Genomic DNA, 22,549 nt, shown 5'->3' with positions numbered 1-22,549 from the left:
CAATTGTCCTTTGTCCCTTGGACTCTAGGGTAAATAGGTTTCTGGACTCTCTTGCAAGATATTCATTCCGGATAGATAGCTCTCTCCCCTGGGAGGGGAGAGGAGCATTTAGAGGTGGGAAAGAAAGAGGGTGAAGTCTTGAGGGACCCACTAAGTCTTTTACAAAGAACCGGGAAGCACGCCTCGCACCCGATTCGTCCGAGGGGGTTGAACAAGTATCCGGTGAGGGTGTTGAGAATCAATAATCACCGGATTAATTAGGGTGGAATTTTCGATGCGCGAATCAATAATTGTCGGATTAATCAAGGTAGAATTGCGAATCGTCGCTTGTCCGCGTTGGGGATAATATTGGGGATAATAATTCGGAGGATAATAGGGATTATATTGACCTGGATAGACTCCCGGTTGACCATAATGGACATTGCGCGGTTGTCCCATTTGAATGGAAATTCCCCGGTCAATCACGATGGATACATTGGCCTGAGCTGCTGGAGTGCTAAACTGAAAGATGCCAGCGGCGATCGCCATCGGTGTCAAGGCGATCGCGACGGGATGAGACGGTCTAAACAAACGAAATTTCTCAAACATTGTTTTGCCTCAAAAGGGGATAAACCAAATTCATCAAATCCAGTACCAGGTTCGGTGACGCGAAGTGACGCTAAAATGATTCAGTAGATTGGCTAAATCAACAATCAACGGTGACATTTTATAGAAAAATCGTGAGTAGAGAACCCTTAGAGCAATTTAAAATCGAGTACCAGACTGGCAAAGACGCATTTGAGCGCGGCCAGTATCGAGAAGCGGTGCAATTCTTAGCAAAAGCAAGTCAGTTAGTCGATCGCAATTCCCGAGTAGGGGGAGAATGCCTGATGTGGTTGGTCACCGCTTACCAGGCAGCAGGGCAATCCTCCGAGGCGATCGCCTTATGCCAAACTCTTGTCCGCCATCCTAGCATCGAAACCCGCAAACAAGCCAAACGCTTAATCTATATTTTAGAAGCGCCAGAACTTAAATCCCGTCCAGAATGGCTCGTTTCCATTCCTGATATGAGTACCCTGGATGAGGGAACCTCAAAAGTCGCTCAAGTCAGCATGACGGCAACAGCAAAAAAGCCAAAACGTCAAGCGTCGGAATCGGAACTGCCGTTTGAGGACCTCTCCCAAATCAATACCCAAGATAATGGATTTGTGTGGGTGGCAATGGTGGCGATCGGTTTACTGGTGGCGGGATTGCTATGGTTCAGCTAAATGTTGGGGTGGTGCGTCGTTCCAAACGAGCTACTCCCTCCTTCTCCAACCCCTTCAAACTGTCCCAAAATAAGGTAAGATCAGGATATGTGCGTTGTATTCTTCGGTTAACGGCATACCCGAGTTCCGCATAACCCGCGACCCCTCGGCACAGACGCCAGATCCTCAATCCTGAATCAAGCTAGAGCGGGGTAAACCCACGGTGGCGATCGCGGTTTCTCCGATTCCTGCTGATTCAATCCGCTTTCGCGATCCCTCCCCATTGGCACCCTGTCGTGATGTGGCTCCAATGTCCAGGGTCCGGGGTTTCCCAGAGGCATTCCCCCTTCTCCTGCCCGGTGTGGCACCCGGTGGAAGTCCCCCGGTGCTGTTGAGTGAAATCCTGCCTAGGCGTATCGCCAAGGAGAAACCCCCAATGCTGGCTCTTTCATCCCCTTTATCCACCCATGAGCGCTGCCGTCAAGGATTTATTCTATGACTCAAGAATTTAGACATAAACGCTTCGATAAAGGTCACGTTATTCCCCATTCTTTCTTAGAAGAATTTCGCACCAAAGCTCCGAGTACCCGCCGCTATTTATTAAATTCTTTAACCTTATTTGCTTGTATTTCTCCCGAACAGCAACATCAGGCATTAAATGATTTAATCCAATCTGAATTAGTCAGTTTGGCGGAAAAAACTCAAAATTATCTCTATGACCGTATCCATACGGTCCTCCAGTATTTTGGCGTTGATGAAACCGGAGAATCCAAAAGAATCGCCGAATATTATTATCGGTATTATTTGCTTACCGGAACTATTCCCGAGAATCTAACTACCGAATATTTAACTCATCTTTTGAATTTTATAATTGGCATAGAAGTGATGAAAATCCTCTTCGCCATGAGCTTTATTGAACAACAGCGATTCTTTGAAATTCAGGGGCGCTACGCCATTCAAGTGATGATATTTTATCGCTATATCAAACCCATTCGGGATAAATTAATTCAGGAAAAACTGATTACCCGGGATGTCACAGGCAGTTATTATTATACCAAAACCAATCTAGGTGAGGATAAACTTTTAGATTATATCTTTGAAGTCTTCAAACTGGAAAAGATAGAAACTCTAGGAGAATTAGCGAAAGATTTACAGTTTGACCGGGAGTATATCTATCAACCCCCTCACGCTGACGAGCGCGATGTGCCGGTTTTCTAACTCCCGGAAGCCGATTGGGGGAGACTGAACTGGCCCTGAATGGTGACCTATCCTCACTCAAACCTTCGGAACACCTGCTTTGAAAATCAACCCATGCCTTAACTCAACCCAGTAGGCACAAGGACCGGGCTAGGGGGTCCGCTGACTCTCTAATTTGGACCTCATTTCTTCCCCGAGTTCTGACCTATTTTGCCCAGTTTAGTCCCTACTTTTGATAGATGCGATTCATCCCACTTTATGCAATATTATCCCCAGCCAGGGGAGACGTTTATCAAAATTAGAAACCCCTAAACTGAGTCCGCCAAGTCTCAAAAAATTTTCTACAATATTGAGTAAATACATCAAAAAATTGACCGGCCTACCCGATATTTACACCGGCCAACCGTATTTTTACTCATTTTTAGGAAAACTCAGGGGCGATCGCCAATTTTAGGAGAAAAAAAATGTCCATCACAAATAGCTCTATAAAACGCCAGAAATCTAGCGCAGCGCCAAGAGTGCTGCCACCACCACCGCCACCTCCCTCGGGTATTATCGCCAGTCGCAAAGCCGCGCAACCGCCACCGACTCCAACCCATTATATCAAAGCCCTGGTTGAACAAGCTCATAGTTGCAAAGCCTCGGATATTCACATTCGCGTCGGCGAGGTCCCGCGATTCCGAATCCGGGGACAAATGCGCGAAGCCCCCGAACAAGACCGTCTGACCCCGGAAAAGTTTAACGATTATCTGAACGAAATTCTCACCCCGTCCCAGCGGTCCCAATTTGCCAAAACCAAAGAACTGGATACCGCAATCTTCTACCCCGGCTTTATTCGCTGTCGGGTGAATTGCTTTGAAACCCTGATGGGTGGCGCGATGGTTCTGCGTTTGATTGACCTCCATGTTCCCTCCCTCGACGAACTACGCTTACCTGAAGTCCTGAAAAAAGTGATTTCCCATTCCCAAGGGTTGGTGTTGGTAACGGGTCCGACGGGTTCGGGAAAATCTACGACAATGGCGGCGATGATTCGCTGTTTAAACGAAAGCAGCTTTAAGCACGTTATTTCCATTGAGGACCCGATTGAATATGTCCATGCCTCAAAAAGTTGCCTGATCTCGCAACGGGAAGTGGGACTGCATACCGATGACTTCCACTCCAGCTTGCGATCGGCCCTGCGGGAAGACCCGGATGTGATTCTGATTGGGGAAATGCGCGATCGCCTGACGATCAATATCGCCCTCCAAGCCGCCCAAACCGGCCACTTGGTCCTCGGAACCCTCCATACTCGCACAGCTATCAGCGCCATCAACCGCCTCTTAAATATGTTCAATCCCGAAGAACAAGTCGCCCTGCGAATTCAGATTGTGGAAACGTTGTATGCCGTAATCGCCCAACTGTTGCTTCCCACCACTGATGGAGGACGGACGACGATTAATGATGTGTTAATCAATACCACCACCATGCAGGATTACTTGTATAAAGGAGATGAGGATGGGGCGTTTGCCTTAATGCATTCGGATACTTATGAGGGAATGCAGGTGATGAACCAAGACTTGTATCGCAAAGTCATGGAAGGTCGCGTGGCGATCGAAGTCGCGGAGATGCACTCTCCGGATCCTGGTGAATTGGATCGCTTGATTCGGACTGGGGGATTTGATGCCTCGCGATCGCCTCGGGATTTTGCTTGATTCTTTGGAGGGGGAAACGACTGAAGTCGTTACTACAAACGAAGAGAACGACTGAAGTTATTATATCCAATAAAATAGCCCGCGTAGGCGGGCTTTGTTTGTATAGCGGCAGGCTTTAGCCTGTCCGCTACATCCAATACTCTCACATAAATTAGCGTTTCGCTAACTTCTTAACCGTCATCTTCCGCAAGCGAATCGATATCGGGGTGACTTCTAACAACTCTTCGGGACCAATGTATTCCAGCGCCCGTTCTAAACTCATTTCCACCGGCGCTTGTAACTGCACCAGTTCATCCCCAGTGGAAGACCGCACGTTCGATAACTGCTTCGTCTTCGCCACATTCAAATCTAAGTCTTGGGGACGGTTATGTTCCCCGACAATCATGCCTTTATATACTTTCGTCCCCGGAGTAATAAAGAACACGCCTCGGTCCTCCGCATTTTTCAAGGAATAGAACGTTGCAGCCCCTTCCTCAAAGGCAATAATCACACCGTTGCGACGGGCTTCAATATCTCCGGCAAGAGGGCGATAATCGAGGAAGCTATGGTTCATAATTCCGGCCCCGCGAGTCAGACGCATAAACTCGCCTCGGAACCCGATTAAACCCCGTGCAGGAATCGCAAATTCCAGTTGAGTGCGTCCCGTGGCATTGGCGCGCATATCTTGCATTTCCCCGCGTCGTTCTCCGAGGCGCTGCATACAACCGCCCACCCCTTCTTCAGGAACGTCCAGAACCAGACATTCAAACGGTTCACAGGGTTGACCGTTGATTTCGCGATAGATAACTTGGGGTTGGGAAACTTGGAATTCGTAGCCTTCCCGACGCATGGTTTCGATTAAGATACCCAGGTGCAATTCACCCCGTCCTGAAACGAGGAATTTATCTGGGGAGTCGGTTTCTTCCACGCGGAGGGCGACGTTGGTTTCCAGTTCTCGCAGGAGGCGATCGCGCAATTGGCGAGAGGTAACGAAGGTGCCTTCTTGTCCAGCAAAGGGAGAATCATTCACCCAGAAGGTCATCTGTAAGGTCGGTTCATCCACCTTAATTAAAGGTAACGCTTGGGGTTCATTGGGACAAGTAATGGTTTCCCCAATATTGGCATCCGCAAACCCGGCAACAGCGACAATATAACCGGCAGAAGCTTCCGGCATATCCACCCGATTGAGTCCTTCAAATCCCATTAATTTGGTGATTTTGGACTTAACAATTTCGCCCCCTTCCTTGACCAAAGCAGCCTGTTGACCGGCTTTAATCACCCCATTGTGAATCCGACCGATGACAATCCGACCTACATATTCAGAATAGTCCAGGGTCGTGACTTGCAACTGGAGGGGTTTGGTGGGGTCTCCGACCGGAGGCGGAACGCGATCGAGAATCAGGTCAAAGAGGGGCTGCATATCCACCCCTTCATCTTCCATAGTCGTTTTGGCATATCCATCAAGACCGGAAGCAAACAGGTAGGGGAACTCGCACTGGTCATCATCGGCCCCGAGTTCGATGAATAAATCCAAGACTTTATCCACTGCCGCGTGGGGGTCAGCTCGGGGGCGGTCAATTTTATTAACCACCACAATCGGGCGTAGCCCTTTTTCTAAGGCTTTTTTCAAGACAAAGCGAGTTTGAGGCATGGGACCTTCATTGGCGTCCACAATCAGCAGACAGCCATCCACCATACCCAGAACCCGTTCCACTTCACCGCCAAAGTCAGCGTGACCGGGGGTATCGACGATATTGATTAAGGTGTCTTTGAAGCGAACGGCAGTATTTTTGGAGAGGATGGTAATACCGCGCTCCCGTTCTAAGTCATTGGAGTCCATGACGCAATCAGGAACCTCTTCCCCTTCGCGGAAGATGCCAGATTGTTTGAGGAGAGCGTCAACGAGGGTGGTTTTACCGTGATCGACGTGGGCGATGATTGCGAGGTTGCGAATGGGAAGACTCATAAATTGCGTCAGGGATGCGAAATTGCAGAAATAAGTGAAGCAGATAGCATTTATATTTCTTTACAATTCTAGCGCATCTTAATCGAGATTGCAGATGCGATATCTAAATTTTTGTTTTTACGGATTTCCAGTGGCAACACCCGGCGGGGGTTTAAGCTAACAGCGCAAGTCGGATAAATCTGACATCTTGCACCATTCTCAACAACCGGCGGGGGTTCAAACGATTGGCGGCCTAACAGCTAAAGTCGTCTAAAGACGACTAAAAAAACCACCGGATAAGACGAGCAGTCGGTTTTCAACCGACTTTAGCTATAGCGCAAGTCGGATAAATCTGACATCTTGCACCATTCTCAACAACCGGCGGGGGTTCAAACGATTGGCGGCCTAACAGCTAAAGTCGTCTAAAGACGACTAAAAAAACCACCGGATAAGACGAGCAGTCGGTTTTCAACCGACTTTAGCTATTAGGCGGGGGTTTAAACCCCCGCCTGTAGAGGCGCTTCTCGAAGCGCCTCTACCTCGGTTTCACCCATCTGTAGAGGCGCTTCTCGAAGCGCCTCTACCTCGGTTTCTATCTGCGCCCTCCATCAGGCTGAGGAGTTAGACTCAGTTGCGCCTCATTGAGATTGGTATTCATTAATTGGGCATTTTCCAAATTAGCCTCTCCCAGACGCGCCCGGGTTAGATTTGCCCCATATAAATTGGCATTTTGAAGGGTTGCCCGTTCTAAACTGGCCCCGGTGAAGTTCGCCCCGCGTAAATCGGCCCCTAGTAAGTTGGCCCGGTCTAGGTAGGTCAGCGAAACCTTACAGGTGGCCCCGGGACATTGGCGACCCGTGGGTTCGATCGCCGATAAATTAGCCCCGCGCAGACTCGCTTGTTGGAGATTGGCATCCATCAGATGGGCCCCGCTGAGTTCGGTAAAACTCAAGTCGGCAAAACTTAGGTCCGTACCATTGAGCTTGGTGGTGAGTAACAGTGCCCCCCGGAGATTCGCCCCGGAGAGGTTGGCGGCGCGCACATTGGCGGTGGATAAATCCGCTTGGGTAAGGTTGGCATTTCTCAAGTCTGCACGGACGAGATTGGCCCCGCTTAAATTGGCTTTATGAAGATTGGTCCCGTTCATAATCGCATCGCGCAAGTCTGCTGCCGTGAGTTGAGAGATGACTAACGGGGGGTTAACCGAGGTAATGCGATCGCGGCGAATCGTCGTGGGTAGGGGTCGCACAAACCGCGCTTCACTCAGATTGGCCCCAGAAAAATCGGCCCAGCGCAGAATGGCCCCGCGTAAATCTGCCCGACTGAGATTGGACTCGGTAAGATTGGCCCCGCGCAAATCCGCCCCGAGTAAATTGGCCCCGGCAAGATTGGCCCCGCGCAAGTCTGCCCCAATCAAGTCGCATCCCATACATTCATTGGTTCGCAATAACCGGAGGACATGATCGGGATCAACCCCGAAGGCGGTTTGGGGAAAGGCGAAGGGAAGTAATGCCGCAGCAGCAGCGGATAACAGCGTTGCTGCGAACTGTTTTGGTGCGATCGTCCGTTTCATGGTGTTCCTGTCTCCTGAGAGAGTGTGAAATCCGGTATCTAAAGTCTATAAAAACCTTCAGGGTGCGGGTTAAACCGATCAGTACCGGATTCCGGATAATCTGAGGTTAGCATTGGTTCATGCTCCGCCCCACTCGGGAAAATCCTATACTAGAAGAAGATCGGGAAATTCAACGAGGGCAGGATATGGCTCTAAATCCCACAGTAATGCAGGCTGTCGAAAAGCTGGATTATCGCGTCACCGTCGGTGACGTGGCAACTAGCGCAGGACTGCAAGTGAATCTCGCCGAGCGAGAATTATTAGCTTTAGCTTCCGAAGCTGGAGGACATTTACAAGTTGCGGACACGGGAGATATTGTCTATCAGTTTCCCAAACAATTTCGTGCCATTCTGCGGAATAAGTATTTCCGAATTCAGTTGCAGGAGTGGTGGGAAAAGGTGTGGCGGATTCTGTTCTACCTGATCCGGATTTCGTTTGGGATTATTTTAATCCTGTCGATTTTTATTATTTTTGCCAGCATCTTTATTCTGCTAACCATGTCGAATAAAGATAGCAACAGCAATCGGAGTCGGTCCCGAGGTGGGGGGATGATATTTTTCCCGCGAATGTTTTGGGGACCGGATATTTTCTGGTTTTTCAATCCTAACTATGGCCGGTATCAGCGGGAAAGGAGACAAAAAGCGCAGGCGGCTTCATCATCAGAAGAGTCGATGAACTTTTTGGAGTCGGTGTTTTCATTTTTGTTTGGAGATGGGAACCCGAATGCCAATTTAGAGGAACGACGCTGGCAGGCGATCGCCGCTACGATTCGGAATAATCAAGGCGCAGTGGTTGCCGAACAAATTGCGCCCTATTTGGATGATTTGGGAACGGGATATGGCAAGGAATATGAAGATTATATGCTGCCGGTCCTGACCCGATTTAATGGTCGTCCGGAAGTCAGTCCTGACGGGCAGATTGTCTATCATTTTCCCGAATTGCAGACGACAGTCCAACAACGGAACACCTTGCCGGTTCCGTCCTATTTACGGGAATTGACCTGGAAATTTAGCGAAGCCTCTTCCAGTCAATTAAGCCTAGCTGCTGGATTGGGGGTGTTGAATATTGGGGGAGGAATTTTCCTGGGGTATTTATTGCAAGACGGGGCGATCGCTGCTCAGATTGGCGGATTAGTGGCGTTTACTGCCTCGATTTACTGGCTGTTGATTGGGTATGGAATTGCATTTTTGTCTGTTCCCTTAATTCGGTACTTGTGGCTGAAAGGACGCAACCGCAAAGTCGAAGCTCGAAACGAAGCCAGACAACAACAGGCGATCGTCTTAAATCAACCCTCGGATGAGTTGCGCCAAAAACTCACTTACGCCCAACAATTTGCCGCCCAAAACATCATCGGAAGCGGGGATATTGCCTACACCACCGAAACCGATTTAATCGAACAAGAAAGCCAAAATTCTGCCAAACTGGATGCCGAATGGCGCAAGCGTTTGGAAGGATAAAATCTGAAGGATGAAGGAAAACAGATGCTTTCTCCCTTCATCCTTCCCCTCATTCTTCTTGATCCAGCTTCAGACGTTTAAAGGTCAAAAACCCATAACCATAGGCCGGGGTAAAATTAAAATTGAGCATTTCCCAACCCTGTTCTCCCATCTGATTGGAATAGTCATAAAGCGGTTGCTTTTTCTGTTCGTTTCGCAGTTCTTGTCCGTTTGCACTATGCACGCAGAGGTCACCGGCAAAGTAGTCAAATCGAACGAAAAGGTACTCCCACTTTGGCACAGTGATTCTCCTGTTATAGATGGTTGGACAAAAAATATCTCCCGCTCCCTTACTGTGGGAAATAGAGGGGAGAATTGGAATTAGACGTTAATAGTCGAGCGGATCCGTGAGCCAATCCTCAACAGCTTACTCTACACGAATTTTTGCCAAAGTAGCATTTTGATAATAGTGGAGGACAATTTGTTGGTAATTTACACCCTGGGAAGCCAGATTGTAAGCCCCCCACTGACTTAATCCGATGCCATGACCAAATCCTCGACCCTGAATGGTAAATCCAGCGGGGGTATTGGATAGGGTATTTTTACTCGCTGAGGGACCCCCTTGGGGCACCACGGTAAACCGGGCGCTTCGGAGGTTAAGGGCTTGCCGTAATTCTTCCCCATCAAGAGTCCGCTGACCCGCATCTCCCACAATCAGGATCGACTGAATCCTTCCGTGGGGGCTAGTGCGTTGAGGTCTCATGGACAGGACATTCCCGACGCCGGAGATCCGACTGCTGAGTTGACTGCTGGTGAAGGTTTCGGTCCATTGGTAGACCGGGGAACCGGCATCATGGTCCGGGACCCCGCGTAGATAGGGCCTCGGTTCCATCCAGACATCTTCCACATTTTCTGTATGTCCCCCCGAGGAGGAGTGGAAAACGGCTTCAATGGGTTGACCATTGTAAACCAGGACTTGTCCGGCAGTGGCTTGGACCGCAGCATGGGTGGTATTGGCTTCTTTTTCGACCCCTTGATAGACTTGCCAGTAGGTGTCATTGCCCAAGTCATAGAGGGAATTTCCACGTTTTTGGCGCTGATAGAGGGCATAAGTTCGGGCCGCTACGGCTTGAGCTTTGAGGGCTTCCTGGGGCCAACTCGGACTCATTTCCGCCCCTAAGACACTGTAGAGATATTCTTCGAGGTCCACCTGGTTAATCACCGTGAGGCCGCCGGAGGTGGGAACCAGGATTGTATTGCCGCGATACCAGCGATCGCCAATATAAACAAACCCATCCCCACTCGGTTCGATCACGATTTGGTTGCCTTGCCAGCCCCCGAGGGCCACACCGGACCCCGTACTCCGGGCTAAGGATGCCTCCATGCCATTGAGTTGTCCCAAGGACTGACCCGCACTATCCAAGACTGTAGCGGGGGTAGAACTGCCAATGGTTACTTCGCTGACATCTTGTTTAATCGCGACTCGCAACAATAAACTGGCTTGCGCCGGGGCCACCATCATCAGCCACATCAAAGCAATCAGCCACCACTGGTGTCGGCTTTCCCACAAAGGCTTGAGTGGAGATAACAATCGGGTTGGGTTGGGTGCTAGTTTCATGGTTGGCAAGCTCCTCAAACAGGGAATCCTCTAAGATAAAGTTCAAAAGATAGTCGGTAATTGGGTTCAAGGGCTTTCTTCACAGCGGAAGTCTGCCCCATGTCTTGTCATAACCCCCTATCATACAAGCAATATGAGGAGATGAGAGGGCAGATGTACTTATTCTTTAGGCTGAATTTTAATCCGCACAAGAGGTCTAGAGGGAATGGGTAAGTCTTGAAAACTATGATAGGATAGCGAGTTATCGTTTCAAGGCTCTGGTTCTCTGTTCCCTCAAAGTAGAATTGAGTCCGTTTTATTGAGCCTGAATCAGAGGATTTTCGATTTAATCCCGTTGAACCCAGTATGCAGGAAGTCCGAAGGGTAGAAATTGCCTAAAATAAGTTATTTGAACAGTCAAAAGAGCGCCTTAAGATGCAGATTACGTTTTTAGGAACCAGTTCAGGTGTACCGACGCGATCGCGGAACGTATCCAGTTTGGCGGTCCGTCTGCCTCAGCGATCGGAGGTCTGGCTGTTTGACTGCGGCGAAGGCACCCAACATCAAATTCTCAGCAGCGATATCAAAATTAGTCAAATTAGTCGCATCTTCATCACCCATCTCCACGGGGACCATATCTTTGGATTGATGGGTCTGTTAGCTAGTTGCGGTTTAGCCGGTAATGCCAGTCGGATTGATATTTACGGTCCTGCCGGGTTAAATGACTATCTTCAAGCCTGTAGTCGCTACTCCCAAACGCATTTCTCCTATCCGATAAAAGTCCATCAGAGTCGGCCGGGAGTGGTCTATGAGGATGATGAGTTTATCGTCAAATGCGGACGCCTAGAACATCGGGTCACGGCTTATGGCTATCGGGTCGAGGAAAAAGACCGCGCGGGACGGTTTAATGTGGAAAAAGCGGCGGCTTTAGGGATTCCCTCGGGTCCTGTGTATGGTCAACTCAAACGCGGGGAAACGGTGACTTTGAGCGATGGGCGGCAGATTTCGGGTCAGGAGTTATGTGGACCCACGGAACCGGGGCGGAAAATGGCCTATTGTACGGATACGATTTTTTGCGAGGGGGCGGTGCAACTGGCGCAAGATGTGGATGTGTTGATTCATGAAGCGACTTTTTCCCATCAAGATGCCCAGTTGGCAATCGATCGCCTGCATTCGACCAGTACGATGGCGGCGCAGGTGGCTTTAGCTGCCCGGGTGAAAACATTGATTATGACCCATTTTAGCCCCCGATATGCCCCGGGAAATGATATCCAGTTGGAGGATTTGCGCCAGGAAGCCCAGGCGATTTTTCCGAATACCGAGATGGCTTATGATTTCTGGACTTATGAGGTGGAACGCCATCGTTCGACGGAGTTAGAGTCGGTGGGGACTAGGAGCGATCGCAGGTCGTGAATTAAGCGCGATCGCCCTAAACCTTTGAAGGGCTTTTATTCTCCTCCTGTTTCGGAAACAGCCGGACATTCGCATCGCGGAAGGTCTTCTAATAAAGGAATCACTTTCTGATTGGGAACGAAGATAGCGCTGCCGTTGTCTTCCTTGGGGCGATAATTGCGGAGGCGATCGCGAATTCCTCCGAGGCGATGGGTTGAGTCTATGGGCGATCGCGGTTGGGGAACCTCCAAATTCGGCCAGGAGGGTAAATCCACACAAGGACAATTTTCCGGCGGAGTTCCCCGAATTTTGGCAGGAATCGGCATGGTACATCTTGCACAGAGCATCACGTCCCACTTTTGCGTTAGCAATTCGGAGATCGTTTCATGGGTTCCCTCCACATAACAACTGCCATTTTTGGGGTCGGTCAGCATTTGCCAACATCTCTCAAATTCTGGACTGTAGGAATTGTCCTGGTAAATTGGCTCCGGCAGCAATTTATCCGTCCCATTATTAACCATAACTTTTTTGCCTAATTGGAACCAGTAGGCAAGATATTTTTTGACCTGTTCTTCCGTTGCCATAAATTTTCCTGAAATCTTTTTGCTGTCCTGACGAATCAACTCTATCGGAGTAATTCGCCCAATTGTTACTAAACCTAACGAATGGACCAAGAGGCTGTTTCCCGAGAGTTTCTAGCGGATTTAGATATCGCCAGTTCCCAGGATTTAGCCGCACCATCCAAGCCAGTCATCCATAAAGATGACCTACGCTGACTGAGATCCCTGGCGATTCTCTTTCCAATCTTAGGAAACATGAGCATAGATATATCTTAGCTTGTGCTCAACCGAGACGGCTTAGAAAAATCCACAGATTGAGTGGGAGAAATCCTCCTCTGGGGGATATTTAGGGTCAGGCTGAATTGATAGGTTTTTTCCCTAATCCTCTTGGGTTTTAGTGGGGGGGAGAACCGAACCGATCGCACTCAAATTCACGGCATGACCCCCAGTCACCAGATAAACTGGGTCAGCGATCGCCCCTAAACGCCGCACCACATCCCCCAGGCGATCGCGAAAGCTTCGACCCATTGGGTAGGCGGGAACCACCCCCCATCCTGTCTCCTCTGCCACAAAAATCACCGTTCCTTGCTTCAACCCCTTCAGACTCTCCATCAACTCCTCTAAAATTGCACTCCAACTTGGGTCATCTTCTGCCAACAGATTCGCCACCCAAGTGCCTAAAGAATCCACCAACAGACAACTGGGATTGTCGGAAGTAGTCTCTTGGAGAAGGGCTGCGGTGAGTGCGACCGGAACCTCTTGGGTCCTCCAGGTTGCCTGTCGCCTTTGGCGGTGGCGATCGATTCGCTCTTGCCACTCTGAGTCATCGGACTCCAGACGAGAGGTGGCGAGATAAATCACGGGTTTACCCGACTGTTCCGCCAACAGTTCCGCCCATTCACTCTTGCCCGATCGCGCCGGTCCCGTTACCAAAATGATTCGTTTCACCACCCGTTCTATCCCTGATTGTTGTGATTGGCTCAGTCCTGTGTCCGGATTTTCCCAAAGACTCACCCGCCCTGACGACCCTTGTTCCCTGTCATCCGGTCTGGTGTATCAGTTGTTTTGCTAGAGCGGTAAGTTATACTGCTCCAAGGAGAGTCACTCCATTCCAGATCCTTTCACCCAGAGTTAAGGAGGTTGAAATCTGTTAAACAGAGAAACGAAAGAGTCCAAACTGCTCGGGTATCCCGAATTTTTATCGTAAATTATACCGTCCGTTTAAACGCTCAAATCCAAATAAAATCTTAAGACACAGACGGACTGGGCACAGGGTCTGTTTAGTGAAAAGCCGCATGATAACCCTGGGGAGTGATCAGAACTCTTTTGAAAGCAGATTCAATTCCCACGGGGACGATTTAACAACTCAGCACAGGAGCTAGACTCAATCGGAGTAACCCATTTATGCCACAGCCCGATATCTCTGCAATTATTTGTACCCACAATCGAGACGTCTATTTAGGCGATGCGATTGATAGCTTACTCCAGCAAGATTTTCCCAATTTTGAAATCCTCGTGGTGGATAACGGATCGACCGATCGCACCAAAGAGGTGGTCGCCCAACGGGAGTCGGATCCGCGTCTCAAGTACATTTATGAACCCACCCTGGGGTTATCCTTCGCCCGCAATACGGGATTTAAACAGGCCCGCAGTGAAATTTTGGCCTATCTGGATGATGATGCAGTCGCCTCACCCCAGTGGTTGCAAACCCTGTGGAATGCTTATCAGCAAAATGAAAAGTTGGCGATCGCTGGGGGGAAAGTGACCTTAATTTGGCCCGAAGGGGTTGAACCTCCGATTTGGCTTTCTGCCGGTCTAGCGTCCAATCTAGGCGCTTATGACCTCGGGGACCAAATTACCTTGATTCGTGAACCGGGTCTGACTCCCAGAGGGTTAAATTACTCGATTCGGCGATCGTTTCTGGAAACAGTGGGCGGTTTTGATTTGAACCTCGGGCGGGTGGGGAAATCCTTGCTTTCCAACGAAGAACTCCACATGACTGAACTGGCCCTGAATCAAGGATGGGAAGTGGCTTATCTCCCCGAGGCGATCGCCGCCCATAACGTTGCGCCAGAAAGGTTAAAGCGCAGTTGGTTTTTGAGTCGCGGGTGGTGGCAGGGGATTAGCGAGTGTTACCGCGAACAACTGACAGGACGCGCTGGCATGGGACAGTTGAGTAATGGCGGGGAAAAATTCCTGCGGGGGATTTATAAATCTTTAAAATATGTTCGGGATCCGGCCTTAAGCTTTGACAACTTGGTGTACGCTTACGGTCAGATTGGGTATTTAAGTGCAGCCATCCGCGCCCTGTTTTTGGGTTCTCCATCTGCCGGATCCACAACCGCATCGGGTGGGGAGAAGCATTCGAGCGATCGGGCCGAACAAGGTTAAAACTAGAGAGAGCGAATCGGAGGTTGGAATGTGCCTAGGATGGAGATCAACGAGGATAAACGAAGATGAACGAGATTGGCAGAACAGGCTGGTGGAGTATCGAGGGCGATCGTCATATTCACCCATTCTTAAGCGTCTAAGCTGCCCCTACTCTACCCCTGAGTTTGAGAATTACCCTTAACCCCTGCGGGTACAAAGTCAACCTGTTGTCCATACTGTAAGCTTGCATTAGGTTAAACCAGATAATCATGGCCTCGACACCCTCAAAAATTCCAATTTCTGTTTTGATTCCCGCTAAAAATGAACAAGCCAATCTCCCGGCTTGCCTAGCGAGTCTGGAACTCGCCGATGAAGTCTTTTTAGTCGATTCCCAAAGTAGCGATCGGAGCATTGAAATCGCCGAAAATTGGGGTGCAAAAGTTGTTCAATTCCACTTTAACGGCGGCTGGCCCAAAAAGAAAAATTGGTCCTTAGAAAACCTCCCCTTTCGCAACGAATGGGTGCTAATCGTCGATTGTGACGAACGCATCCCCCTAGAACTTTGGGAAGAAATGGCCCAAGCCATCCAAAATCCCAACTATGACGGATATTATCTGAATCGTAAAGTCTTCTTCCTCGGTAAATGGATTCGTTTTGGCGGCAAATATCCCGACTGGAATCTCCGCTTATTCCGCCATCAAAAAGGCCGATATGAAAACTTAAATACCGAAGACGTTCCCAACACCGGCGATAACGAAGTCCACGAGCACGTCATCTTAGATCGTCCCGCCGCCTATCTGAAAGCGGACATGATTCATGAAGACTTCCGAGACATTTATCAATGGTTAGAACGTCACAATCGCTACTCCAACTGGGAAGCGCGAGTGTACTACAACCTACTCACCGGAAAAGACGACAGTGGCACCATTGGAGCCAACTTCTTTGGCGATGCTGTCCAACGCAAACGCTTTCTAAAAACCGTTTGGGTCCGCCTCCCCTTCAAACCCCTCCTCAGATTTATCTGGTTCTACATCCTTAAACTAGGCTTTTTAGATGGCAAAGCCGGATACATTTATGGACGCCTGTTAAGTCAATATGAATATCAAATCGGAGTAAAACTCTTTGAACTCCGCAAATTTGGCGGACAGTTAAATCAACTCTCCACCAAACCCACCTCCCAAACCCCAACCCTTCCAGAAATCAAAGAATCAGCCTAAACTCTTCCTCTCAATCCACTGTTAACCACAGATTGCACCGATTTCACAGACCTAGTGAAAATCCGTGCAATTTGTGGTTACTTTTTTGCCAAAGTCCTCCCCAAAAGTACCGCTATGCCGAAGGGATTGATTCACCCGCGATTCAGTTGAAAAAGTTTCAACCGTTGGATGACCCTCTGAATCCAAGCATTCAGAAAGGGGAATGGCTTTTCTTAGGAGTTATTAACTTTTACTCCAGTCCGTTGACAGTTGTTATCCTGAATTTAGAATCAGATTGGTCAATTCCACAAGTTTGGCCGAAACCGGATAAAGAGATGTTTGTAGAAGTTTCTCCGGGAGTCGAACACCGAGAAGTCATACCTTTTTGCCTCAGTTTACCCGAGGGATATAAGGAGTGGACTGATATTATCAAAGTCTTTGTCATCCTGGGGTATCGAGTGCGGGTTTGGGTTACCGGCACTCGATCGCCTGATGGTTGCGCCTCCAGGATATCGGGGTTATAGTGGGTCTGATCCGCTGTCTCTGTTAGCGGAGGTGATCGGCCAGGAACAACCCCAGGACCGCCGATTAAATGCTGCTTATTCTTACCGAGAATGGGTGGTCAAACAGTTTACGGTTCGGGTTAAACAAGGTGAATAAACCGCAAATTCTTTAAATTTAAAGGAGCATCTACCCATGACTCATTTTGGAATTATTTGTCCATTTTCTACCGGGCACTTTAATACGATGATACCTTTAGGGTATGAGCTGATCCGACGGGGGCATCGAGTGACGGTATTTAACTATATTGATGCCAAGGACAAAACTCTGGAAAGTGGCTTAGAATTTTGCCCCATTGCCGAACAGGAAATTCCTGCTGGAACAGTCGCAGAACAGCTAAAAAAAATGGGTCAGCTTCGGGGTTTAGCAGGATTTCGATATACGGTTGAAATCTTTGCAGAAAAGGCAACTCTTACCTTCAAGCAAGCTCCCGCAATCCTCAAAAAAGCTGGGGTAGAAGCGTTACTTGTGGATCAAGTTTCCCTCTACGGTGGAACCCTTGCAGAATTTTTGAATATTCCTTTTGTCACAGTATGTAGTGCTTTAATGATGAACCGAGACCCTAATATTCCTCCATTTTGTACTCCGTGGGAGTATAATCCAACTTGGCAAGGGCGTTTACGGAATAAGTTGGGCTATCAGTTTCTCACTTATTTAAGCAAGCCGGTTCGAGAACTCATTGCTGATTATCGCCGCCAGTGGAATTTGCCTTTACACGCTCACCCGAATGAGGTTTACTCTAAACTGGCTCAACTTAGCCAACAACCTGCGGAATTTGAGTTTCCCCGAACTACTTTACCCTCCTGTTTTCATTTTACAGGGCCTTATGACAATCCCCAAACGCGAAAATCAGTCCCATTTCCCTTTGAAAAATTAACGGGGCTCCCCTTAATTTATGCCTCAATGGGAACGATTCAAAATCAAGGGGAAACTGTATTTCAAACCATTGCCGCAGCTTGTGAAGGATTAGAGGCGCAGTTGGTGATTTCTCTCGGTGGGGGGATTAGTCCTGAGTCCATCCCTCAATTGCCAGGTAATCCTCTTGTTGTGGGTTATGCACCCCAATTAGAATTGTTACAAAAAGCAACCCTGACCATTACTCATGCCGGGATGAATACCACAATGGAATGTTTGAAAAATGGAGTTCCAATGGTGGCCATTCCTGTCACCAATGACCAACCGGGAGTGGCAGCACGGATTGCTTGGACGGGGGTTGGTGAAGTGGTTCCGTTGAAGCAGTTGAGCGTTCCGAAGCTACGAACGGCGATTCAGAAGGTGTTGGGGGAGGAGTCCTATAAACAACGGGCGATCGCGCTCCAAGAAGCAATTCAACGGGCTGGAGGAGTGACGCGCGCGGCTGATATTATTGAACAGGTGGTCTTGACTGGAAAACCTGTGCTCGCGAAACCATAACCTACTAGGTCGAGATCGCACCCAAGCGGCGATCGTTGCCGTCAAACGAGGCATCGTCCCCATCTAATCCTTAAACCACAGATTACACAGATGACACAGAAAAAATCCCTGAAAATTTGTGTAATCTGTGGTTAATTTACTGCGGTTCCCCGCCTACTTTATTGACCTCGCCAGATTTTGATAGTGTTACGATCGCAACTGACAAGGGTCTGCCCATCCGGGCTAATGGCTACAGACGTAACCCAGAGAGAATGACCCCCTAGGGTACGGATTAAATTCCCATTGGCCAGATTCCAGATTTTGATAGCCGCGTCACCACCGCAACTGACAAGGGTCTGCCCATCTGGGCTAATGGCTACAGACCTAACCCAGAGAGAATGACGCCCTAGGGTACGGATTAAATTCCCAGTGGCCAGATTCGAGATTTTGATAGTCGTGTCAAGACTACCACTGACAAGGGTCTGCCCATCTGGGCTAATGGCCACAGAATTAACCTTGCGAGAATGAACCGCTGGGGTAGAGATTAAATTCCCGGTAGCTAGATTCCAGATTTTGATAGTGGAGCCACCATGACTGACAAGGGTCTGCCCATCCGGGCTAATTTTTACAGAAGCAAGGAAGGGAGAATAAACCGCTAGGGTAGAGATTAAATTCCCAGTGGCCAGATTCCAGATTTTGATATCCTTGTCACCACCGCAACTAACAAGGGTCTGCCCATCTGGGCTAATGGCTACAGAACTAACCCAGAGAGAATGACCCGCTAGGGTACGGATTAAATTCCCGGTGGTGAGATTCCAGATTTTGATATTGCCACGACCGCAATTGTCACGACCGCAACTGACAAGGGTCTGCCCATCTGGGCTAATTTTTATAGAACTAACCCCGCGAGAATGACCCGCTAGGGTACGGATTAAATTCCCGGTGGCCAGATTCCAGATTTTGATAGTCTCGTCAAGACTACCACTGACAAGAGTCTGCCCATCTGGGCTAATGGCTACAGAGCTAACCATGCTAGAATGACCCCTTAGGATATTGGCTAGGGTGTTAACACAATAAGTCGCTTTTTTGATAACACAAGGATTCGCTTGCAGATAATTGGACCCGCTTACTCGACCTATTAGAGGCGACTTAGGCACTATTATTAAAATTTTTTCCAGTTCCTCAATGCGATGCAATAACGCCTGAGTATTCATGGGGCGCTTGCTGGGAATTCGCTCCATTAAATTATCAATAAAATCTAATAACAGAGGGGAGATTCCCGAAGGACTGCGCCAGTTTAACTCATCCTGATGAGCATCATAAAACTTTAAGGGATGTTGCCCGGTTAATAACTGCACCAAGGTCCGCCCCAAGGCAAAAAAATCCGATTGCGGTACCGCTTGAGCATTTTGCTGTTCCGGTGGCGTATATCCCGCAGAAGTGACTGAAGTAATGCCGCCAACTCCGCCCACTTTTGCTAAGTAAGTATAAGTTTCTTGGCGCGCTGTGCCGAAGTCAATCAAGACTAATTGCCCATTGGGACGAATCATAATATTCCCGGGCTTAATATCTCGATGAAAAAACTGCTTTTCATGAACAAGCTGCAAAATTTCGGCAATTTCTTTCAACCATTGAATTGCTTGTTCCTGGGTAATCCCTTGATTATTCCGTTGCTCTAACCATTGTTCTAAATCAACCCCGTCAATTTTTTCCATGACAATGCAGTGCAACCCAAAATTTGATCGGGTTTGATACTGGAAGTAACCCTCCACTTGGGGAATGCCGGGGTGAGGGAGTTGACGCAGGACTTCTGCTTCTCGCTTAAATAACTCAACGGCTTTCGCGTCGCTATTCCACTCTGACTTGAGAACTTTCAGGATTTTGGGGGTCCCCTGCTCAAACACTTCGTAAATATTGCCAAAACCGCTGCGATCGCTCAATAGCCGCATGACCCGATAACGCTCATTCAGAAACAAGTCAGAACCGCAACTTTGACAGTAACGGTTATTGATATTATCGAGGCGATCGGGTTTGGAACAGTGGGGGTTGATGCACAGGCTCATACAGTCTCAGGGGAAGCTAATAGGACAATATAGCGTTTCCTGATTATCGCATAAAGATTGGTGGTAATCCTGAAACCACAGATTACACAAATTTCACAGATTACACAGAAAAAAATCCGTGAAAATCTGTGAAATCTGTGGTTCCCTTTCTTTCATAAAAAGAGGGAGATAGCAAGTGATACCTCCCTCTTTGAAGTCAACTGCTCAAAACAGTGAACTTATACCAATTGTAGATTCGGATAGTAGGTCAACATATCATCGGTAGTGAGAGTATCTCCTTTCGCTTGCGGTGTCCAGAGGACCTCGAAGGCTAACAATTGTTCGCTACCAATGCCGCCAATTTGACTTAAGGCTTGGCGCATTTGGTCAGAACCGTTAATCGTGGGGAGTTGCAGATTACCTAATGTGCCGACGACTAAAGTGACCACGATATATTCACTGGGTGCAGCGGTTTCGGTTGTCATCAGTTCGCCGTTTTCATCCGTCGGTAAGGCTTTGGTTGCATTACCGTCGCGTAACTGGTTATTGACATTGGAAAGGGTTTCCTCTTGAACTTTGGACCGTTCCGCGAGGGCGAGTTGGTTAAATTTGGCTTCGGCAACCGCTAAGCGGGTTTTTTCCGATTGGGTGGCACCGTAAACCCAGTATTCGGGATGGCGCAAGAGGGCGAGGCTGACTTCTTGCAGGACTTGGGCACGACCTTCTGCAGACCCAGTATTGGCACTCATGGCGAGTTTATCGAGTTCCTCTTGTAGTCCTCGCGCTTCGGCTAAGAGTCCGACTTGGACTTGACCGATCGCCACTGTCGGATTGTTCGTGGATTCAGCAGTTTCTTCGCTACCGGCACGGCGGAAAGCTTGCATCAGGAAGTTGGCAAGGGCGATCACAATGAAGATACTGAACAATCCGCCAAACCCTCCGCCAAAGCCGAAGAACGGCAGCAGGAAGGGAAATCCAAATCCACCGCCACCGGGATAATAGCCACCACCCGCCCCGGGTTGATAGGTGCGGGTTGGAGAAGAATAGGAGCGAGAGGGGGCACGGAAGGAACCGCCTCCGATGCGTCCCCCAGAACGAGCGGCAAAGGCAGCATCGGCACTACCGAGGACCAAAACAACGACCAAGGCGATCGCCAGGAGGGGTTTGAAAAAGGGTTTAATTGCTGAAAGCAGTTTTCTATACATAAAGCAGCTAGGAAGTCCAATTCTCATCAAAAGGGTCCCGACTCAGAAGGTGTCTGCTATATCAGTACCATTCTGGAATTTGGGAGTCGGCAGGCAGAGGTAACTTTCTGCCTCCCTTCTAATGTATCGTTTTCCTCTGCCAACGGAACTCGAAATCCCAACGAATTTGGGGGAGGATAGCCGAACCTTGGGGATTTCTCCGATGTCATATCTTGCACCAATTGCAACAACCGGCGGGAGTTAAAACGATTGGCGGCCTAACAGCTAAAGTCGGTTGAAACCGACTGAAAGTCTTATCTCGTGATGTCTTTAGTCGGTTTTTAACCGACTTTAGCTATGAGGCGGGGGTTAAAACCCCCGCCGGTGTTGCAATTGCTTCCCTGGGACCCTTAGCCGCTGCCAACAATGGGAACAATTTCCAGGCGATCGCCTTGCTGCATCGGAGTTTCCTCCCAAAATTGCCGATGGAGAATTTCCCCGGTGTAATCCACCGCCATCAACCCTCGATGCCACCGATCGCAAACCAAGGGACCGAAGAATGCTCCGAAGCATAGCGGACATAAGCTAGACCCGCTGAGACTTTACCCGGTTTTGTGGGGGTTTCATACACCGGACCCACCCCAAGATAGTTCGCCCCTTCTGCGATCGCCCGTTGCCTTTCTTCCGGGTTCGTGGTAGGAGGACCGATTAAACGTTGAGGGCCAAGCAAGTGCCGTGCAAAGGCGATCGGCATATCCTGTTGTCCCCCAGGCACCCCAAAGGCCAAGTCTACCGGGTCATTCATAATCAATAACACCCCGTAGTGGTGACAAATTTGGCGCAGTTGTTCCGCATTCTGGAGATAGTCCGCATCATCTGTATTTTTGTCACGGGACTGCACCAAGGTTAAGCCCCCTTTTAGGGCCGCTTCTACCACAGGGAACCACCCCCAATGCGTCCCCCAGAACGGGCGGCAAAGGCGGCATTGGCGCTACCGAGTACCAATATGCGCGATCGCAAAGTCATCAAAGTGGCGATCGATCCCTGATGAAGAAAGTCTAAAGATATAAGTGACACATGGTAAATTAATATTTTCCGACTTTCTTGACGCTCCTGTTTTCCACAGGCAAATTCCCCCGTTTGATTTCTGGCCTTTTTTCCTAAAATCA

Annotated in this window: 19 protein-coding genes and 2 pseudogenes; 9 read left to right on the top strand and 12 right to left on the bottom strand. The window is 49.0% G+C overall.

The features are described from left to right. Window positions 1-159: 159 nt before the first annotated feature. The gene (locus NG795_RS03190; RefSeq protein WP_367287223.1) at window positions 160-588 is read right to left on the bottom strand and encodes a hypothetical protein; all 429 of its coding nucleotides are present in this window, start codon (window positions 586-588) and stop codon (window positions 160-162) included. A gap of 131 nt (window positions 589-719) precedes the next feature. Here NG795_RS03190 and NG795_RS03185 point away from each other — a divergent pair, with 131 nt between their 5' ends. After that, complete coding sequence (locus NG795_RS03185; protein ID WP_367287222.1) at window positions 720-1,247, top strand: hypothetical protein; 528 nt, start codon at window positions 720-722, stop codon at window positions 1,245-1,247. Window positions 1,248-1,412: 165 nt separating this feature from the next. On the opposite strand, the gene NG795_RS03180 is transcribed toward NG795_RS03185, so the two are convergent. Next, entirely contained in the window at window positions 1,413-1,649 is a 237-nt protein-coding gene (locus NG795_RS03180) for a hypothetical protein (RefSeq protein ID WP_367287221.1), read from the bottom strand. A gap of 72 nt (window positions 1,650-1,721) precedes the next feature. Here NG795_RS03180 and NG795_RS03175 point away from each other — a divergent pair, with 72 nt between their 5' ends. Both NG795_RS03175 and NG795_RS03170 read left to right on the top strand, forming a co-directional pair. Then, window positions 1,722-2,444 carry a hypothetical protein gene (locus NG795_RS03175; protein WP_367287220.1) on the top strand — a complete coding sequence of 241 codons (723 nt, stop codon included), beginning with the start codon at window positions 1,722-1,724 and terminating at the stop codon, window positions 2,442-2,444. A 443-nt stretch (window positions 2,445-2,887) separates the two neighbouring features. Then, complete coding sequence (locus tag NG795_RS03170; RefSeq protein ID WP_367287219.1) at window positions 2,888-4,114, top strand: type IV pilus twitching motility protein PilT; 1,227 nt, start codon at window positions 2,888-2,890, stop codon at window positions 4,112-4,114. 151 nt (window positions 4,115-4,265) lie between these two features. On the opposite strand, the gene typA is transcribed toward NG795_RS03170, so the two are convergent. Both typA and NG795_RS03160 read right to left on the bottom strand, forming a co-directional pair. After that, window positions 4,266-6,059 (bottom strand): translational GTPase TypA, encoded by a 1,794-nt coding sequence (gene typA, locus NG795_RS03165; protein ID WP_367287218.1) that lies wholly within the window; start codon window positions 6,057-6,059, stop codon window positions 4,266-4,268. Between the two features lie 571 nt (window positions 6,060-6,630). Next, the gene (locus NG795_RS03160; protein WP_367287217.1) at window positions 6,631-7,611 is read right to left on the bottom strand and encodes a pentapeptide repeat-containing protein; all 981 of its coding nucleotides are present in this window, start codon (window positions 7,609-7,611) and stop codon (window positions 6,631-6,633) included. Between the two features lie 185 nt (window positions 7,612-7,796). Here NG795_RS03160 and NG795_RS03155 point away from each other — a divergent pair, with 185 nt between their 5' ends. Beyond that, on the top strand, window positions 7,797-9,107 hold the full coding sequence (locus tag NG795_RS03155) for a hypothetical protein (RefSeq protein ID WP_367287590.1): 1,311 nt from the start codon (window positions 7,797-7,799) through the stop codon (window positions 9,105-9,107). A gap of 49 nt (window positions 9,108-9,156) precedes the next feature. Here NG795_RS03155 and NG795_RS03150 read toward each other — a convergent pair whose 3' ends face one another. Together NG795_RS03150 and NG795_RS03145 are read right to left on the bottom strand one after the other, a co-directional pair. After that, window positions 9,157-9,387: a hypothetical protein gene (locus NG795_RS03150; RefSeq protein WP_367287216.1), complete on the bottom strand. Its 231-nt coding sequence runs from the start codon at window positions 9,385-9,387 to the stop codon at window positions 9,157-9,159. A gap of 126 nt (window positions 9,388-9,513) precedes the next feature. Then, a complete protein-coding gene (locus NG795_RS03145; RefSeq protein WP_367287215.1) occupies window positions 9,514-10,704 on the bottom strand; it encodes a SpoIID/LytB domain-containing protein in 1,191 nt (396 codons plus the stop codon). Between the two features lie 414 nt (window positions 10,705-11,118). On the opposite strand from NG795_RS03145, the gene NG795_RS03140 reads away from it, so the two are divergent. Continuing rightward, window positions 11,119-12,096 carry a ribonuclease Z gene (locus NG795_RS03140; RefSeq protein WP_367287214.1) on the top strand — a complete coding sequence of 326 codons (978 nt, stop codon included), beginning with the start codon at window positions 11,119-11,121 and terminating at the stop codon, window positions 12,094-12,096. A gap of 35 nt (window positions 12,097-12,131) precedes the next feature. Here the strand turns inward: NG795_RS03140 and NG795_RS03135 are convergent, their stop codons facing one another. Continuing rightward, complete coding sequence (locus NG795_RS03135; protein WP_367287213.1) at window positions 12,132-12,659, bottom strand: hypothetical protein; 528 nt, start codon at window positions 12,657-12,659, stop codon at window positions 12,132-12,134. Between the two features lie 354 nt (window positions 12,660-13,013). Beyond that, on the bottom strand, window positions 13,014-13,586 hold the full coding sequence (gene cobU, locus NG795_RS03130) for a bifunctional adenosylcobinamide kinase/adenosylcobinamide-phosphate guanylyltransferase (protein WP_367287212.1): 573 nt from the start codon (window positions 13,584-13,586) through the stop codon (window positions 13,014-13,016). Between the two features lie 453 nt (window positions 13,587-14,039). On the opposite strand from cobU, the gene NG795_RS03125 reads away from it, so the two are divergent. The 4 genes from NG795_RS03125 (at window position 14,040) to NG795_RS03110 (ending at window position 18,175) form a co-directional block, all read left to right on the top strand. Further along, window positions 14,040-15,026 carry a glycosyltransferase family 2 protein gene (locus NG795_RS03125; RefSeq protein ID WP_367287211.1) on the top strand — a complete coding sequence of 329 codons (987 nt, stop codon included), beginning with the start codon at window positions 14,040-14,042 and terminating at the stop codon, window positions 15,024-15,026. 248 nt (window positions 15,027-15,274) lie between these two features. Beyond that, entirely contained in the window at window positions 15,275-16,222 is a 948-nt protein-coding gene (locus NG795_RS03120) for a glycosyltransferase family 2 protein (RefSeq protein ID WP_367287210.1), read from the top strand. A 417-nt stretch (window positions 16,223-16,639) separates the two neighbouring features. Then, window positions 16,640-16,861: a hypothetical protein gene (locus NG795_RS03115; RefSeq protein ID WP_367287209.1), complete on the top strand. Its 222-nt coding sequence runs from the start codon at window positions 16,640-16,642 to the stop codon at window positions 16,859-16,861. A 36-nt stretch (window positions 16,862-16,897) separates the two neighbouring features. After that, entirely contained in the window at window positions 16,898-18,175 is a 1,278-nt protein-coding gene (locus NG795_RS03110; protein WP_367287208.1) for a glycosyltransferase, read from the top strand. 158 nt (window positions 18,176-18,333) lie between these two features. Here NG795_RS03110 and NG795_RS03105 read toward each other — a convergent pair whose 3' ends face one another. The 4 genes and pseudogenes from NG795_RS03105 to NG795_RS03090 form a co-directional block, all read right to left on the bottom strand. Then, entirely contained in the window at window positions 18,334-20,217 is a 1,884-nt protein-coding gene (locus tag NG795_RS03105; RefSeq protein WP_367287207.1) for a protein kinase domain-containing protein, read from the bottom strand. Window positions 20,218-20,435: 218 nt separating this feature from the next. Further along, window positions 20,436-21,401: a DUF1517 domain-containing protein gene (locus NG795_RS03100; protein ID WP_367287206.1), complete on the bottom strand. Its 966-nt coding sequence runs from the start codon at window positions 21,399-21,401 to the stop codon at window positions 20,436-20,438. 389 nt (window positions 21,402-21,790) lie between these two features. Further along, window positions 21,791-21,901, bottom strand: a pseudogene (locus tag NG795_RS03095) (MoaD/ThiS family protein); the annotation flags it as partial. A gap of 2 nt (window positions 21,902-21,903) precedes the next feature. Beyond that, a pseudogene (locus NG795_RS03090) lies at window positions 21,904-22,317 on the bottom strand (thiamine phosphate synthase); the annotation flags it as partial. Window positions 22,318-22,549 lie beyond the last annotated feature (232 nt).

Origin of the sequence: Laspinema palackyanum D2c (genome assembly GCF_025370875.1) — a bacterium.
Taxonomy (GTDB): Bacteria; Cyanobacteriota; Cyanobacteriia; order Cyanobacteriales; family Laspinemataceae; genus Laspinema; species Laspinema palackyanum.
This window is presented reverse-complemented; position numbering and strand designations above follow the sequence as displayed.

What these genes read in the sequence shown, in the direction of transcription:
- NG795_RS03190 (WP_367287223.1), bottom strand. Translation starts at nt 588, where the DNA reads ATGTTTGAGAAATTTCGTTTGTTTAGACCGTCTCATCCCGTCGCGATC.
- NG795_RS03175 (WP_367287220.1), top strand. Translation starts at nt 1,722, where the DNA reads ATGACTCAAGAATTTAGACATAAACGCTTCGATAAAGGTCACGTTATT.
- NG795_RS03170 (WP_367287219.1), top strand. Translation starts at nt 2,888, where the DNA reads ATGTCCATCACAAATAGCTCTATAAAACGCCAGAAATCTAGCGCAGCG.
- typA (WP_367287218.1), bottom strand. Translation starts at nt 6,059, where the DNA reads ATGAGTCTTCCCATTCGCAACCTCGCAATCATCGCCCACGTCGATCAC.
- NG795_RS03160 (WP_367287217.1), bottom strand. Translation starts at nt 7,611, where the DNA reads ATGAAACGGACGATCGCACCAAAACAGTTCGCAGCAACGCTGTTATCC.
- NG795_RS03155 (WP_367287590.1), top strand. Translation starts at nt 7,797, where the DNA reads ATGGCTCTAAATCCCACAGTAATGCAGGCTGTCGAAAAGCTGGATTAT.
- NG795_RS03145 (WP_367287215.1), bottom strand. Translation starts at nt 10,704, where the DNA reads ATGAAACTAGCACCCAACCCAACCCGATTGTTATCTCCACTCAAGCCT.
- NG795_RS03140 (WP_367287214.1), top strand. Translation starts at nt 11,119, where the DNA reads ATGCAGATTACGTTTTTAGGAACCAGTTCAGGTGTACCGACGCGATCG.
- NG795_RS03135 (WP_367287213.1), bottom strand. Translation starts at nt 12,659, where the DNA reads ATGGCAACGGAAGAACAGGTCAAAAAATATCTTGCCTACTGGTTCCAA.
- NG795_RS03125 (WP_367287211.1), top strand. Translation starts at nt 14,040, where the DNA reads ATGCCACAGCCCGATATCTCTGCAATTATTTGTACCCACAATCGAGAC.
- NG795_RS03120 (WP_367287210.1), top strand. Translation starts at nt 15,275, where the DNA reads ATGGCCTCGACACCCTCAAAAATTCCAATTTCTGTTTTGATTCCCGCT.
- NG795_RS03110 (WP_367287208.1), top strand. Translation starts at nt 16,898, where the DNA reads ATGACTCATTTTGGAATTATTTGTCCATTTTCTACCGGGCACTTTAAT.
- NG795_RS03105 (WP_367287207.1), bottom strand. Translation starts at nt 20,217, where the DNA reads ATGAGCCTGTGCATCAACCCCCACTGTTCCAAACCCGATCGCCTCGAT.
- NG795_RS03100 (WP_367287206.1), bottom strand. Translation starts at nt 21,401, where the DNA reads ATGTATAGAAAACTGCTTTCAGCAATTAAACCCTTTTTCAAACCCCTC.